At 42.7% G+C, this 16,168-nt stretch carries 14 protein-coding genes; 8 read left to right on the top strand and 6 right to left on the bottom strand.

Annotation, left to right across the window (positions count from 1 at the left end):
- Positions 1-33 precede the first annotated feature (33 nt).
- The 6 genes from ACFGVR_RS14760 (at position 34) to mgtE (ending at position 5,528) form a co-directional block, all read left to right on the top strand.
- Positions 34-903, top strand: a complete 870-nt coding sequence (locus ACFGVR_RS14760; RefSeq protein ID WP_448698081.1) for a sensor histidine kinase — start codon at positions 34-36, stop codon at positions 901-903.
- A gap of 27 nt (positions 904-930) precedes the next feature.
- Positions 931-1,638 (top strand): response regulator transcription factor, encoded by a 708-nt coding sequence (locus ACFGVR_RS14765; protein ID WP_448698082.1) that lies wholly within the window; start codon positions 931-933, stop codon positions 1,636-1,638.
- Between the two features lie 3 nt (positions 1,639-1,641).
- Positions 1,642-2,172, top strand: a complete 531-nt coding sequence (locus ACFGVR_RS14770) for a tetratricopeptide repeat protein (protein ID WP_448698083.1) — start codon at positions 1,642-1,644, stop codon at positions 2,170-2,172.
- A 20-nt stretch (positions 2,173-2,192) separates the two neighbouring features.
- Positions 2,193-3,218 carry a uroporphyrinogen decarboxylase gene (hemE, locus tag ACFGVR_RS14775; protein WP_448698084.1) on the top strand — a complete coding sequence of 342 codons (1,026 nt, stop codon included), beginning with the start codon at positions 2,193-2,195 and terminating at the stop codon, positions 3,216-3,218.
- 114 nt (positions 3,219-3,332) lie between these two features.
- Positions 3,333-3,872, top strand: coding sequence for a protoporphyrinogen oxidase HemJ (hemJ, locus tag ACFGVR_RS14780; protein WP_448698085.1), 540 nt, complete (start codon positions 3,333-3,335; stop codon positions 3,870-3,872).
- Between the two features lie 285 nt (positions 3,873-4,157).
- Positions 4,158-5,528 carry a magnesium transporter gene (gene mgtE, locus ACFGVR_RS14785; protein ID WP_448698086.1) on the top strand — a complete coding sequence of 457 codons (1,371 nt, stop codon included), beginning with the start codon at positions 4,158-4,160 and terminating at the stop codon, positions 5,526-5,528.
- 51 nt (positions 5,529-5,579) lie between these two features.
- On the opposite strand, the gene ACFGVR_RS14790 is transcribed toward mgtE, so the two are convergent.
- Together ACFGVR_RS14790 and ACFGVR_RS14795 are read right to left on the bottom strand one after the other, a co-directional pair.
- The gene (locus ACFGVR_RS14790; RefSeq protein WP_448698087.1) at positions 5,580-7,007 is read right to left on the bottom strand and encodes an MBL fold metallo-hydrolase; all 1,428 of its coding nucleotides are present in this window, start codon (positions 7,005-7,007) and stop codon (positions 5,580-5,582) included.
- Between the two features lie 7 nt (positions 7,008-7,014).
- The gene (locus ACFGVR_RS14795) at positions 7,015-9,000 is read right to left on the bottom strand and encodes a hypothetical protein (RefSeq protein ID WP_448698088.1); all 1,986 of its coding nucleotides are present in this window, start codon (positions 8,998-9,000) and stop codon (positions 7,015-7,017) included.
- A 298-nt stretch (positions 9,001-9,298) separates the two neighbouring features.
- Between ACFGVR_RS14795 and ACFGVR_RS14800 the strand changes: the two genes are divergently transcribed.
- A complete protein-coding gene (locus tag ACFGVR_RS14800; protein WP_448698089.1) occupies positions 9,299-10,642 on the top strand; it encodes a deoxyguanosinetriphosphate triphosphohydrolase in 1,344 nt (447 codons plus the stop codon).
- A gap of 81 nt (positions 10,643-10,723) precedes the next feature.
- On the opposite strand, the gene ACFGVR_RS14805 is transcribed toward ACFGVR_RS14800, so the two are convergent.
- The 4 genes from ACFGVR_RS14805 to ACFGVR_RS14820 all read right to left on the bottom strand — a co-directional run bounded on the left by ACFGVR_RS14805 (position 10,724) and on the right by ACFGVR_RS14820 (position 14,903).
- A complete protein-coding gene (locus ACFGVR_RS14805; protein WP_448698090.1) occupies positions 10,724-11,182 on the bottom strand; it encodes a MarR family winged helix-turn-helix transcriptional regulator in 459 nt (152 codons plus the stop codon).
- A gap of 69 nt (positions 11,183-11,251) precedes the next feature.
- Positions 11,252-13,825 carry a DUF5686 family protein gene (locus tag ACFGVR_RS14810; protein ID WP_448698091.1) on the bottom strand — a complete coding sequence of 858 codons (2,574 nt, stop codon included), beginning with the start codon at positions 13,823-13,825 and terminating at the stop codon, positions 11,252-11,254.
- Positions 13,826-13,911: 86 nt separating this feature from the next.
- Positions 13,912-14,157, bottom strand: coding sequence for a hypothetical protein (locus tag ACFGVR_RS14815; RefSeq protein WP_448698092.1), 246 nt, complete (start codon positions 14,155-14,157; stop codon positions 13,912-13,914).
- Positions 14,158-14,516: 359 nt separating this feature from the next.
- On the bottom strand, positions 14,517-14,903 hold the full coding sequence (locus tag ACFGVR_RS14820; protein ID WP_448698093.1) for a winged helix-turn-helix transcriptional regulator: 387 nt from the start codon (positions 14,901-14,903) through the stop codon (positions 14,517-14,519).
- Between the two features lie 122 nt (positions 14,904-15,025).
- Here ACFGVR_RS14820 and ACFGVR_RS14825 point away from each other — a divergent pair, with 122 nt between their 5' ends.
- Positions 15,026-15,664: a cupin domain-containing protein gene (locus tag ACFGVR_RS14825; protein ID WP_448698094.1), complete on the top strand. Its 639-nt coding sequence runs from the start codon at positions 15,026-15,028 to the stop codon at positions 15,662-15,664.
- Positions 15,665-16,168 lie beyond the last annotated feature (504 nt).

Consider the following 16,168-nt stretch of genomic DNA (forward strand, 5'->3'; position numbering starts at 1 on the left):
TAGCTTTCATACAGATGAAGAACAAATAGACGCATGAAAAAACCTTTTATAATATTTTACTTATTGATCACCTACGCGCTGGCGCAACTGTTTTGGTGGGGATTGCTGCTTGTGCCGGCAAGGCCGCACAAGCTGGGGATGATCTGTGGTGAATTATCGGTATTTGTATTTATCCTCATTATCGGGGCCATCAGTCTGCATAAATCCATCAACAAAGAGATACAACTGCGCCAAAGGCAAAAAAACTTTTTGCTTTCGGTTACTCACGAGTTGAAATCACCGCTGGCTTCCATCAAGCTTTTTTTGCAAACCATGCAAAAGCGCGACCTGACCCCGGCGCAACGCATCAACTTTATCGACAAGTGTTTACAGGATATTGAACGATTGGATGACCTGGTGGAGAATATGCTGATCGCGACCAAAATAGACGGTCAAAGCTATACTTTCCCGAAAGAAAAAGTTAACCTGTCGTTTCTGGTTGATGGCGTGGTGAATAGGCTGCAGATCAACAAATGCGATAACACCCAGCAGATCATCAACGCCGAAATAGAACCCCAGGTTGAAATTATGGGCGATAAGTTTACACTGACATCGGTAGTAAACAATTTGATCGAAAATGCCGTTAAATATTCTGCCCCTTGCGAAACGGTGGATGTTAAACTTTTCCGGAAGGATGACGAAGTGCATTTAACCGTAGCCGACCAGGGTATTGGCATAGCCGATTCGGAAAAGCCGCACATATTTGATAAATTTTACCGTGTAGGTAACGAAGATACCCGCAATACCAAAGGCACCGGGCTGGGCCTGTTTATTGTAAAACAGGTTTTGGATAAGCACGAGGCCACAATCAATATCCGCGACAACCGCCCCAAAGGAAGTGTCTTTGAAGTTGTTTTCGGATAATAATTTTTAATTTAAACCGACATGGATATGCCTAACAAAAAACGAATTTTACTGGCCGAAGATGAAGAGCATTTATTGGAAGCCATCAAATTAAACCTCGAACTGGAGGGTTATAAAGTTTCGACTGCTACCAATGGTAAAAAGGCGCTTCAGATATTTAAAGAAGAGCGTTTTAACCTGGTTATACTGGATGTAATGATGCCCGAAATTGATGGCTTTGTGGTTGCCGAAACCATCAGGCTCGAAAATTCGGAAGTGCCGATCATGTTCCTCACTGCCAAAAATACCAACGAAGATAAAATTGCCGGCCTGAAAAAAGGTGCAGATGATTACCTGACCAAACCTTTTAACCTGGAAGAGCTGATATTACGCGTAAATAACCTGGTAAAAAGAGGTTTAAAAGGCGACGACCTGAAAGAATTTAACAGTTATAAAATTGGCGATAAAACCATCCATTTCAACTCGTTCGAACTGGTTAACGGCGATGGCAGCATTACTGCTCTGACCAAAAAGGAAACCATGCTGCTTAAGCTGCTGATAGAGCGCCGTAACGATGCCGTATCGCGTGAGCAGATACTGGAAACCGTTTGGAACTATGATGTGTACCCATCAACACGTACCATCGATAACTTTATCCTTACCTTCCGCAAGTATTTTGAACCCGATCCTAAAAACCCGGTTTATTTTCATTCGATACGCGGGGTAGGTTATAAGTTTACCGATAATCAGCATTAATTAATGTTTACAAACCAGGCGCGTTTAGCGGTACTTGGCCTGTTTGCCCTGCTGGCAGCCTTTTTTGTATACCAGCATAGTTATGAGTTGGTGTATGCGGTACTCCTGCTCATCGGTTTTATTGTGTGGGATTACTTTAAAAGTGGAGCCGTGATACAGGCGGCAAAATTTTATCACGCCAAGGATTACGACAAGGCGGAAGCACTGCTGCACCAGGTGTACAAGCCCGATTGGCTGAGCCGTAACCGGCGCGGCTTTTATGAGTTTATGCTGGGCGGCATTTGCCTTAAACGTAATGATTACGATGAGGCCGAGAAACATTACGAGACAGCCGCACAGTTTCCGCTGCGTAATAATAACGACCATGTTGCTGCGCTGGCACATGTAGCCAATATTAATATCCGTAAAGGCAATTATGATAAGGCCGGCACTTACCTGCAACTGGCTACCCGCGATGAAGAAAAGATAAGCAGCAAAATGAAAGAAGTGATACAGAAGCTGCAAAAAGAGTTACAAACCCGCAAAGCAAATTAATAGCTTTGCCGAAATTTTATATGAAGAATTCGTTATTTATTAAAGCCGCATTTTCTGAAAAAACCGAACGCCCGCCCGTGTGGATGATGCGCCAGGCAGGCCGGTTTATGAAAGAGTACTGGGATATTAAAAACAAGTACTCGTTTTTAGAAATGTGCAAAACGCCCGAGCTGGCCGCCGATGTAACTATGTTGCCGGTTGACCTGCTGGGCATTGATGCTGCCATCTTATTCTCAGACATACTGGTAACCGGCGAGGCTATGGGCGGCGACCTGAGCTTTGCTGCCAACGTTGGCCCTAAGTTTGCCAACCCCGTACGCACACAAAAAGATATTGATAACCTGCAGGTTGAAGTTGGCGATAAGCTGCAATATGTTGCCGATGCCATTAAGGTTATCCAACAACGTTTAAACGGAAGTATCCCACTGATCGGTTTTGCAGGTGCGCCCTTTACGGTGATGAGCTATTTGGTTGAAGGCGGATCCTCAAAAGATTTTAAGCTCACCAAGCTGATGTTGCACAATGAGCCCGAAATGGCTCACCAGCTTTTAGCTAAGATAGCTAAAGTAACTGCCGATTATTTGAATTTGCAGATAGCAGCCGGTGTTAACGCTGTGCAGATATTTGACAGCTGGGCACAGGCTTTGGCATGGGACGATTATAAAGAGTTTTCGCACCGGTATATTGCCGAGATCATCAGCAACTTAAACCGTAAGGATATCCCGGTGATATCGTTCTGTAAAGGCAGTTCGGTTTTTGCGCCATTAATGGCCGAAGCCAAACCGGATGTGATCTCGATAGACTGGAACGTTGATCTGCTGGATATTAAAAAGCGTTTACCGCAAGGTATGGCCGTACAAGGCAACCTTGATCCGCATATTTTGTATGCGGATAAAAAAGTGATCAAAGAGCGTATTTACCGTTTGTTCGACAGGATGAAAGGGGAGAATGGTTTCATTTTCAACTTGGGCCACGGCATTATGCCGGATATCCCGTTTGATAACGTGAAGTACGCGGTTGAGGTGATTAAAGAGTACAGATACTAAAAAAAAGGAGCGTCATCCTGAACTTGTTTCAGGATCCCACAGGACAATTATAAAAGGTGCATACTTTGCATGTGGGATGCCGAAATAAATTCGGCATGACCCAATGAGATTAAAATGGAATATTACGACTACATCAAAGCAATTCATATCATCTTCGTAGTAAGTTGGATGGCGGGACTGTTTTATATCGTACGCCTGTTTATTTACCACACCGAAGCTCAGGATAAACCCGAAGAGGAGCGGAGGATACTCTCCGCACAGTTTGAGATCATGGAGCGCAAGCTGATGAATATCATCACCACACCCGCTATGTTACTAACGCTTATCGCGGGTATTACCATGGTGATCATCAATCCGTATCTGCTGCAAATGCCCTGGTTACGGGTAAAGCTTGGTTTTGTAATAGGCCTTATTGGTTACCATCACATCTGCCAAAGCAAAATGAAACAAATGCGTAACGGCATTTACAAATGGACCTCCACTCAACTCCGCATCTGGAACGAGGTTGCTACTATCTTCCTGTTCGCCATTGTATTTTTAGCCGTGCTGAAAGATGCCGTGAATTGGATCTACGGGATGGTAGCTTTGATTCTGTTTACCATGATCATTATGTCGGCTGTTAAGATCTACAAGTACTACAGGGGTAAAAAGTAAGCTCATAAGTATGCATCTGTTTTAAATTAAAATGCGTATATTGTATTAAGCGCGAGGCTTTTATAATTGCGAAATTGATAACCAAGCATCAATAACTATTAAAAAAATACCGACAAATACCCCCCTGTTGGAAATTTTTGTTGCGAAAATGATAATGTAAAGCTCACAAAACCTGACTCAAACATTTTTGGCCTTTGTTATACGTATTCTCTTCCTATCCTGAAAAAATAAACCGACTTTTGCGCACGGTAAACAGCAGGATAAACTATGTAAACAAAAAGGCTTATGGAAGAAATGGTTGAGCAAATTGAATTGTTACTGGAAAATAATGATACTGAGCTACTCCGGGAACACCTGAACAACCTGAATATATCGGATGTTGAAGCACTGATAGACGAACTTCCTGAACATGGCCCCAAGTTTATCGAGATATTGCAACCCAACCGGGCTGTGAACGTATTCCGCATCCTCGATTTTCCGAAACAGGAGCGTATCCTGAAAAAGTTATCCGGCACCAAAATTGCCGAACTGATCACCCTGCTTCCGCCCGACGACCGTACCGCCTTTTTCAGTGAACTGCATGGCGACGCTGTAAAAACACTCATCCTGCATCTTTCGGCCGCCGACCGCAAAGAAGCGTTTACCTTGTTAGGTTATAAAGAAGACAGCGTTGGCCGTTTAATGACGCCCGACTATGTTACCGTTAAAAAAACATGGACGGTTACCCGTGTACTCGAACACCTGCGTAAATACGGTAAGAACTCCGAGACAATTGATGTTTTGTATGTGATCGATAGTAACGGCGTGCTGGTGGATGATATCCGCATCCGCGAGATATTATTGGTAGACCCCGAGACCAAAGTAAGCGCGCTGATGGATAACCGGCTCATTGCCCTTAACGTTAACGACCCACAGGAAGAAGCGATCAACGTGTTCAGGATGAATAACCGTACCGCTTTGCCGGTTACCGACGATGAAAATATTTTGCTGGGTATCGTTACCGTCGACGATATTTTGTGGATAGCGAACGAAGAATATACCGAAGATATCCAAAAGATAGGTGGTACCGAAGCTTTGGATGAGCCTTATATGGATATGCCTTTGCTTAAACTGGTGAAAAAACGCGTAGGCTGGCTCATTATTCTGTTTTTAGGTGAAATGCTTACCGCAACGGCCATGGGCTTTTTTGAGCGCGAAATTGAAAAAGCTGTAGTACTGGCGTTGTTTGTACCGCTCATTATATCAAGCGGGGGCAACAGTGGTTCGCAGGCTTCAACACTCATCATCCAGGCTATGGCACTTGGCGAAGTTACCATAGCCGATTGGTGGCGAATTATGCGGCGCGAGATCATTTCAGGCCTGCTTTTAGGTGTAACACTGGGTGTGATAGGCTTTTTCAGGATCTTTGCCTGGACATTCTTTTCAACTATTTACGGTCCGCATTGGATGCTGGTTGGCCTAACAGTTGGTTTAGCGTTGATAGGCGTAGTGCTTTGGGGCTCATTAGCCGGATCGATGCTCCCCTTGCTGCTCAAAAGGCTTGGCGCCGACCCTGCAACATCATCGGCCCCTTTTGTGGCCACACTGGTTGATGTTACCGGTCTGATCATCTACTTTACCGTAGCGGTAACGGTAATGCAGGGCGTATTGCTGTAGTACAGCAAAGGCCCCGATTTTTATCGGAGCCTGTTAGCTGTTTACTGCGTGTTAACCATGCACCTCGTATTCGATAAAGAAATTTGTTTTATCAACAACGGGCTTAAACGGTAGTTTGGCCCATGCCTGTTTAGCCGCACCATTTGGGTCGCAATCCGTGTCAAAGCCTTTTTCCATTCTTAAAACACGGTTGCCGGTTTTTTCCTTTAATTTTTTATACAAATTTACAGCCGGCATTTTCCATCCGTTCTTTTTAGTAATATTTGGATCTGTTTCATCAACAGGGATCATCGCAACCAGATCCGGATGGTTTATTTTATCATCAAGATACTCTTTTAGCGTGGCGTTATGACTGCAGTGGTGGCCAACCTTATACAAAACCGTATTGTTAAGTAAATAATCTAATGAAAAGCCCGGCTTTACATGGTTGGCATCCCATTTAATGTTTTTCCATGACAGCCAGTTACCGGTTTGTGCATCTCCTACAAACAGTAACACCTTGCCCGATTCTACGAGTTCGAAAGCCATTACCAGGCTGCTGTTATTGGTGTATGAATCCAGGTACAAAGCAAGCTGACCTACCTGGTCCAGCCATTCATCGTCAATTTTTCTCCATTCATTTTCACCTGAATGGTAGCTTTGTTTTAAAAATTCCGAATCAGCTAATTTCTTTCCAAATTTTTTATCAAAAGGGAAGTTCCTTTCGTCAGAGCCAACTACATTGCCGCCGAAGTTACTGAGTGCGGCCAGGTAGCCGTCGGCAAGGTTGCTGATGGCAGTCAGTTTCGTGTCGTAAGTTTCATCCTTAGTTGGATTGATATCAAACAATAACTTTTTGTCCTTCGGAGGGCCAAGCACATATACTTTAACCGAATTTGCCGACAGACCTGGCAAAGTCAATACATTACCTGGCGATAAGTAACTTACGTTTTTACCTGTCTTTTTTAAATTATCCAAACCCGTTTTCGGGATAATCGGTTCACTGGTTTGCTTCGCCTTGTCTGTATCTTCCGCAAGGTAAAAGCCCAATACGTCGTTTATTTTTTCTGCTGCAAGAGAAGAGTGGCTTGTGATATTGTTGTTTGTAAGGCTGCTGCTTATGGCCTGGAGTTGTTTAGTAAGCGCACGCTGTCCAGCTGCTATTTTGGCGGCATCAGCATCTTTAGGATCGTCAAGCCACGACAGCCAAACATTATCGATACCTGTTTGCGTAAAAATATCAGCCGCATGTACATATCCCGAAAGATGATCATTGTGTTGATGTGTGCCCACTACTACATCCAATGGCTTGTTATTTAAATCGTTCTTAATAAAGCGGGCAATGGTTTGTAATCTTTCTTTAGATTGTGTTGAATTGCGAAATGAGCCGCAATCAATTAGTACTGAACTTTCCTGGTTGCCCTCGTTAAATTTTAAAAGGAAACAGTCTCCAAGCTCTCCCACCTGGAACATTTTTATGTTAACTTTAATGTTGCTCATAATAAGTTTAATGAAAATGTAACCTGGCAAAGTTGATCGTATCGAAACCATTATCGTCATCATACATCGAATCAGAAAATGATAAGGCTGCGTCGTTACCGCCCTGCTGGTAGTTTAATTGTTTTAAAAACCTGTCCTGACTGGCAATGTTTTTAGTAATGAGATAGTTTACTTTAAACTCATCGGCCATATTGAAGATAAGGGTACTTCCACCTCTAAACTTCATCTCGTCCATAATTGGTTGCTTTGTATCTTCATCGATTCTACCGGTTTCTAACAAAATAGTGGTAGATTGAGTAATGGTTACCACTATTTGTTCAAGTATCCTGCCTTCACGGCCTGCACGATAAGCTGGTCGTACTTTATGGATTTCGATAGGCATGACATCCGGGTTTTTTTGCCGTAATTTTTTTCGGTTATCATCTTGTTCGGGTGCATCATAGTAAGGAACAGCCGTGGTACTTAAACCAAGTTTGGGGAGTATGCTTTCCAGCTCATCTTTACTTAAAGCCTGTTCCGCAATTCCACATTCATCAGTTTGCGGCTTGCCGAGCAGAAAGTCGTGCAGGGCCGCCTGTATTTTTTTAGATTCGTGATAGATAGCCTCCCGATCGCTTAGGTTGTACAACGTACGTACCCTGCCCCGTAAAAAAGCAGCCACTTTATCTAACGCGAGTTTATCTGATGGTGCAAAATTATCGGGAGTGCACCATTGCAGGCTTTCTTCTGAAAATGTATTCACGTGATCGGGAAATATGCCCCAGTTGCGAAAAGCATCTATCAACGCAATGCGGTAATTATTATCATCAGCCGGAGAAAATTCTATATCGGCTGTAATGAGTGCCCGCAGATATTCGCCAAATGTAATATCAAGCGGCGGGCAATAATCAAGTGCGCGTATGGCTATCTGCATCAGGTGCTGGGCTATTGCGCATACTTCCTGGGCAAGCCTTGTAGCAAGATCGAGCTGCAGAACGCCTTGCGGTAATACGCCCGTACCGTTTGTTGCTATCCGTATCAGATCCTGTGTTTTGTAGTTATATAACTTTATTAAAGCATCAAAAAATGTAGAAACCAATACCGATCCACGGTCATGAGCCTCCGTTTTAGTTTGATAAAGGGAAGGATCGGGCTTACTACGTTTCCACGTGCCATTTTCGTCGCGCCCGCCAATAGCGCTGCGTAAGGCGCCCCTTCCGTGCGAGAGGGCGGTACCCAGCTGGGTGGCCAGTTCACCCAGGTATGTAAATTTATCAAAACTGCCGTCTGATTGCGCAAACTGATTGATCACCAACTCGTTAATGGTAAATCTTTGTAGCAGGGCAATGATATCGGCAAACGCTTCATGAAAGGCAGGGACATCGGGGTTAGTGTTTTCCAGGAACCGGGGGTGTATACTGTCAAGCAACGCATGGGTAACCTCGTGCGAAATAATATCTGGCGAGAGACAGGCAAATACTGCACCATTTGGAAAGTTAGCACCCTGTATTTGTTGCGCCGCCTGAAAATATCCAAATAAGATAGATTTCTTTTCTGTGCTGTAATAAGCATTGGCGTTTCTGAATGCATGAGGATATAAGCGTATCCTTTTTACATACTCTTCTTTGACCTTACCGTTTTCGTAGGTAATGCGCGAATTCCAGATCAGTTTCCTGCCTAACGATTGCTCAAAATATTCGAGTGTTTTCATCGCTATAGTGTATACAAACTGCTGGTGGAATTGCGGATTACCTTCACTGGGTGTTAACCCGTGTTGCGATAATACCTCCCGCGAATCAAGATTCACCGGCTCGTAATAACAATTGCTGGGCGGATCAATGTCGATAACTTCAAAATATTCGCCGGCAGGGCCTGCATTTTCGGGGGCATTCAAATCTTCCCACAATATCCTGTACGTGGTTTGATTAAACTTCATGGTATCCAGTTGGGTAGAAAACCCGGGATCAAGCGTGTATCCCCTTAAATACCGGTAAACTAATTTAGTACTCATCATATTAGTTGTGACAGGTTAAACCATAATTTCGTTTTGTGTAACGTATTTGCGCACCTTCCATGTGATTTTGATTGGCTGTTATTGTGCTTATTACTATTGGATGATAAATATTGTATATAAAATTATAATAATAATTGCGTTAAAATCAGGGTGTTTTCACGGTATTTTTGATTTAATATTTTTTTGGTGTTGGAACCGGATAAGGCTACTTAGCCTGCTCCGATTTGCCGCTACTTTACAATCGGGATGGTTAATGAAGGCGTTCTGCTGTTCGTAAAAGTATTATATCTTTGGCTGTATGGATTGGTATAAATTGCTTTCGGCAAAACGCTGGGGATACGAGCACAGATATATAGCAAACTCAGAAGATGCCCGCTCGGAGTTTCAGCGTGATTATGACCGCATCATTTTTTCATCGCCGTTTCGCAGGTTGCAAAACAAAACCCAGGTGTTTCCTTTGCCGGGAAGTGTTTTTGTGCACAATCGGCTTACGCATAGTTTGGAAGTAGCCAGCGTGGGTAAATCATTGGGCCGCATCCATTACAATAAGCTTAAAAAGATCGATAAAAACATCGACGATAAATACCCGCTGCTAAGCGAGATAGGGGATATCGTAGCCGCCGCTTGTTTAGCTCACGATATGGGTAACCCGGCATTCGGGCATTCGGGCGAATCAGCCATTTCGCATTATTTTACAGATGGCGAAGGCAAGGCTTACCAAGGTAAGGTAACCAAACAGCAATGGCACGACCTTACTGATTTTGAAGGTAATGCCAACGCGCTGCGCATCCTTACGCATCCGTATACAGGTAAAGGCTTCGGTAGTTTTGCGCTCACTTATTCTACCATTGCAGCTATTGCCAAGTATCCCTGTGCATCGCCGGCCGGGCATGATAAAAGTAAGATCTATACTAAAAAATACGGCTTTTTTGAATCGGAGCAGGCCGATTTTGAAAAGATAGCTGTGGAGCTCGGTTTGAATAAGGTTCAGGAAGATCCGTTAGTCTATAAACGCCATCCGCTGGTATACCTGGTTGAAGCTGCTGATGATATCTGTTACAATATTATCGATCTGGAAGATGCACAACGCCTTAAGATATTGAGTTACAAAGAGGCGGAGGAGTTGTTGCTGCCGCTGTGTAACGATGCTAAAATGCCTGAGAGGTTAAGCGCCATTGATGATACCGATGCAAAGGTGAGTTATCTGCGTGCGCGGGCTATCAATACGCTGGTTAAGCAATGTTCGGACCTGTTTTTTAACGAAGAGCAAACTATCCTTAACGGGGATTTCAATGCCTCGCTGATCGACCGTATTGATGAACCTTTCCGTTCGGTAATGAAGGATATTGGTAAAATATCAGGAAAAAAGATCTACAATTACAGCTCGGTGGTACAGATAGAAGTTGCGGGCTATAAAGTGATGAGTGGTTTGCTGGAAGAGTTTATACCGGCATATCTGCAAAACAAAACCAAATATCAGCAAAAGCTGGTTGAACTGATCCCGAAGCAATTTTTAACTGACAGCGCGGATGAATACACCCGCATTCAAACCGTGATCGATTTTGTATCCGGTATGACAGATCTGTACGCAGTAGAGCTATTCAGAAAGATCAAAGGGATATCATTTCCATCTTTGAGTTGATGAGAGAGGCTGATTGAGTTGATAAACCAGAATTAGTAACCTGAACAACTTAATAAACCTAATCAACCCAATCAACAAATATTAATTCAGCTTAACTTTCAATTGCTCTTCGTGGAAGTCGATCATCTTTTGCAGGGCATCCATGGCAATATTGTAATTTTTGGTGCCTAAAACTTTGATGTATTGCTCTTCCATTTCCATCATCTGCGCCTTGATATGGCCCCGTAGCTGCTTGCCGCCAGCGGTAAGGTGTATGGTTGATGAACGGGCATCATCAGCACTTTTTTCAGTGTGTACCAGTTTCTGTTCTTCCAGTTCTTTGATCACCTTGCTGGCCGCCTGTTTGCTTACGTTAAGTTTAGCGGCCAGTTTACTGTTGGATATGCCTTCATCGCCAATGCTGAACAATAAAGGCAAATGCGCGTTGTTGAAACTTTCGCAATCACCATGACAAAGTTTGCTGAAAAGCCAGTCGTCCGACAGTTTCTTCAACACATACAGCATTTTGCACATTACCCTCATTGAATCTCCCGTTGCCATAATTACTTTGTTAATAGATATTTGTTTACTAATATAGTCAACCTGGTTAACAAGTTCGATTAAATATTTTTAAAACTGTATTAATACCCTGGCCCTGATACCCCATTGCGAAACATCAGGATGATCGAGATAATTTAACCGCTTAACTACATCAACCCGCAGTACCTTGAATATGTTTTCAATACCTGCGCTCGCTTCCATATAAGGATCGTGGTTTAATGCATAAGTAGTTGGTACACCATAACCGTTAACCGGGAATTTAAGCAGGTTGCTGGCATTAGCCGGATCGTTTTCCGGACGAACACCACCCCACAACGATTTAAACGAGATCACCTCGCGCAGTTTAAGCTCTTTAAGTACCGGTATTTTGTTGAAGATGAAACCATTGAAGTGATGATCCACATTAACACTGGCATAATGATCGCTCACAAATTCCAGGTAGTTCATCATGTTGTACGAATCCAGTTGCAGCGCATAGCTTTGATTGGCATGAGCAATGTTCATCAACGGGAAAGGTACTTTACCGAACAGGTACCCACCTTCGGCATCAACATCGGTAAATCCTAACTGCGATACATAAAAGCGCTTGTAAATATGGCCCGTAATGTTTTCGTAGCTGTAATCGCCTTTTAAAACATCTTTCAAACCTTGTTGGTAACGTAAGGTAAACACCGGATATTTATCAGGGATAGGTGTACGGTATATCTTACCCTGATAAAATTTTTCGTGCGGCGCATACCTTAACTCCGCCGATAGTTCGGTAGTTTGTAAAGTGTTAACTGTACTGGCGCTTGTAGTTGGTGTTTCAATATTGCTTTGATAAAGCAAGTCGCCTGCCGGGGCCTGGTTCCAGGTTTGCAGCTCAACCTTGTACGAAAAATGGTTAAGGTACTCGTGCACATAATCCAGCCTGAACACATCGTTATATAAATACTTGTTGTTTTCGCCGCGTTTAAAGGCCATCAAAAAGTTATCCTCCTGTACAAACTGCGATTCAAGTCCCGGTATTTTGGTGTCATGCTGAACGCTGGCACGCAGGTAATTTTGCGGGAACGAATAAATAGACTTGTTATTAAGCGAATAGGTGCCGCTTAAAAAGTACTTGAATTGTTCGTCCTTAAAGCCATAAGCGCCGTAAGTTTCCAGGTAATAGCGTTTGCTTAGCTGCGGAGTAGTACGGCCGCCTAACCTTAGCCTTAAACCTTCAACGGGGTTGTAGTTGTAAAAGGTATTAACCGGGCCCATTTCAAACGGGCCAAAGTTTTTGTAACCGGCAATAAACAAGGTAACCAAATCCATAGTGCGCTTAAACGACGGGATGGTTTGCAGGCTATCGATGTTTTTGTAAATATTAGCTATCTGCGGTTTAAGCGTATCCGGGCGGCTGGCTTTCCAAAATTCGTCGCCTTTTTCGGTAGCGTTAAAGGCTATCATTTGCGCAGGGCCGTTATAGGTTTCGGGTGTACGGGGCTGGTTGGCAACAAAGTTATTTTTGATCACCACACGCTCGCCATAAATACCGCCGCCTTTATTTTTGTTCAAACCAAAATCGATCTTCAAATCGCTCTGACTTAAACGATACTTCCCGCCATCGGTTTTTTCAAAGGCCAGGGTGCTTTGCATCTGGCGCACAAAGTTAAGGTTGATGTTTTTGTTTACGCTTAACAAGGCTTTTTGCACAGCATAGTTGCCATCCATGGTAATGTATATCTTACCTTCAAAAAGCATATCAGTTGTGTTGCGTGGCGTAAAGCTCAGCTCGATCAGTTTCGGACTAACATCCTTAATGGTATCAGTAATAAAAAACTTATAAAAGGTAGGAGCGGCATCGGCAATAGGGCTCAGCAACTGGTTATTCAGCAGATCGATGTTATTGTCATAGATCTCGATATCCATATACATGCGATTAAAATAAGCCTGCAAGCCATCGTTATCTACAAAACGTTCATCGTACTTAACCTGTTTGTGTGCCTGTACAACCTGTTTTTGGGTAAAAGGCGATTTACGGAAATAATTATCCGATAACTTCTCTTCCATATAAATGGGCAGCAGGTTCTTTCCGCCTATCGCGTCCGAATCCTGTTCGGTAAATAAAAACTGGTAATTTTTAAATATCTTTTTGTTTTTAAACTTTTCGGATAAGTCGCTCAGCGAAATATTGATCCGCTCATATTGTTGATACTCGGCGTAGTTAAAGCTTTCCAGCCTGTTTTCGTCTTTGTGCTCAATTACTTTACGGATCAGTTCAACCGCTGGATTATTCCGGTTAGTGTATCTTACCTTTTTAGTCGATTTAACGGCTATTTCTTTCAGCATGTGCCTGTCTTCAACAAGGGCAATGTCAACAGTTTGGGTTTGGCCCGGAATGATATTTTTTACTACAGTGGTATAACCGATAAAAGATACTTTGATCTTGTTAAAGCTGCCTGCGCCAACCAGGTGGTAATGGCCGTTGTTATCGGCACTGTTACCAATGGTAGTGCCGTCGAACACAACGGTTACGGCAGGCATGGTTTCGTGGGTGCGGGCGTCGGTAATTACACCCTTAACTACGGTTTGTTGTGCCAGGGCAGTTGATGCCAGCAGCACGAACAACAGCAGGGCTATAGTTTTATTGATAAGGTAGGTATATGTAGTTTTCATGATATTGATATTAACACGCAATTAGATGTAAACCCTTAGTTACAATTACAAAAAATAAGCTTCTCTATTATTTCCTGACTTTTCCATTACTTAATGGTGTTTTTCGCATACGCAACATAGCCGCTCAGCGTCTCTTTTGCAGCCACAACAAACCCGGTTAGCAACAGCAGTAAAAACTCCATTTCCACTTCCGACACCACATTGTCTCTGAATGCTTCCCGCAGAACCGAAAAAATGTAATGTCCTGCCTTGCTCCACGACAGATCAATAACCGGCAAGTGTTTGGCTATAGCCGGAAGTAAGGTTGGGATAGAGGTTATGATCGCTTTCATCTTCTTTGTAAATAACGATACAAAGGTAAACTTAGTTGACTAATATAGTCAACTAAGTTTACTACTTTTACCTCTTGGTGACAAAGTGTTTGTTTTGGGCGTTGAGCCTGAGTAAGCAATGTTGAACGGCCACAGGATTAGCTAACGGAGAGGCTGTAGTTAATTTAGAGTTGGTGCCAGGTTATTTCCGTTGATATAACTTGAATAATCGGGATTGGAATAAAACAATAAAGCCTCTAAATCATAGATTTAAAGGCTTTATATTGCTTAGTATCGCTTTAGTCGTCCTGCCTGTACAAATTTCGAACCTTTTCTGCAAGATTTGAGGAAATTGGCAGCTCTTTGCTTGTAATTATATCTTATTGCATGGCTTCAATGTCATTGATAACGCTAACGGGAGTTGAAAGCATTGATCGATTTGCTTTTTCGCTTTGCAAGTGATGATAGCCCCACTGGATTATTGTTTCTACAACTGGTATAAGGGTTAAACCCTGAGGCGTAAGCCGGTACTCTACTTTTGGCGGAATGCACGCAAATACTTGTTTTTCAACAATACCTGCTTCTTCAAAAAAACGCAGATCTTGCGTTAATACTTTTTCACTTATTCCAAGCAATACTGTCTTCAATTCTACAAATCTTGCAGGTTGCTTCTTCAGGTGCCAGAGGATGCCAATTTGCCACTTTCCGCTTAAATACCGCCTGGCGTGTTGTACAGGACAACCTGTATAGAGTTCTTTTGACGACATGATTATTTTTTATTACCTAAAGGTAAGTTAATTACCTTTAGGTAAGAGCATAGCCTGGTATTTTTTTTAACTGTATTTTGCATCCTGATTTACAGTAAATTAACCGCAGTAATTTTAAAAAAATGAAAAACAATTTTGCCATTTCACGACGTACCCTCGTTCAAAACCTGGTATTGGCTACAGCTGGCATCAGCCTGTCTCAGTTCGCATCGGGTAAGGAAAATGTCCACAAAGAAATGAATCCGTTGTTGCCTTTTTATCTTCCACCTCAAAAACCTTTGCAGCCAGGGCCGGGCGGAATTGACATACGTACATGGATAAGAAGCTCAACCACAAACCTGCAATTTTCCTGTGTGGAAACAGCGGTCGCACCTCGAACAATGGGGCCTGCGCCACATGTGCATAAAGACCTGGATGAGCTTATGTTGGTGCTGGAAGGATCAGCTACAGTTATCGTAGATGGCAAAGTAGAAGAAATTCAAGCTGGCGGTTGGCATTTTAGGCCGCGAAAACTTGAACACACCTTCTGGAATGGTTCTGAAAAACCGCTTCGGTTCATTGATATGTATTTCAATCAAAACTTTGAAGATTTTCTGGAAGAACTTTTTCACCAGATTTTTCCTGATATGATCAAGAAGAACTTAACGCCAAAAGACCCGGAAATAGCGAATCGGTTAAAAAATCTCGATCAACGATTTGGAATAACAACATTCCCGGAGAAAAGACAACCGATCATCAGCAAATATGGCCTAAAGGGATAAAATACGTAAAGAAACAGACATGGAATGTTTTTCTGTTGGATGAACAATCTCCGGTTAGGAGCTCTTGCCCATCATCCTCTAATAAAAAACCCTCTGAACTTTCGATTCAGAGGGTTTTGATACTTGGTATCGCTTGTTGTCGGGATGGCAGGATTCGAACCCAACGCTGTATATATCTAATTTTCAGTAAATTATAATAGCTATTCTTCGCTGTTCACCTTTTTGTTCGTTGAACGTTTTGCTCATCTAAAGGTACGATTTTTTGTTGAAATGCAAATTTGTTTTAAAGAATTTTCTCAATTTTTAGCGACTCCAGGTTCGAGGGGAGCCACACCGAACATCAAAAGCCGTGCGGTCGTAACTTGTAAACGATCATATATCAAAGCGAAATTTAAGCTGACAATTGTTTATAAATGTTGTCGTTTGTTTACGAATTGAACGAATTATTTTTATGGTAAGTAAGCCCACAAAACAAACAACAAACATCTCATAATAAATCACTAT

The sequence above is a fragment of the Mucilaginibacter aureus genome (genome assembly GCF_053514885.1).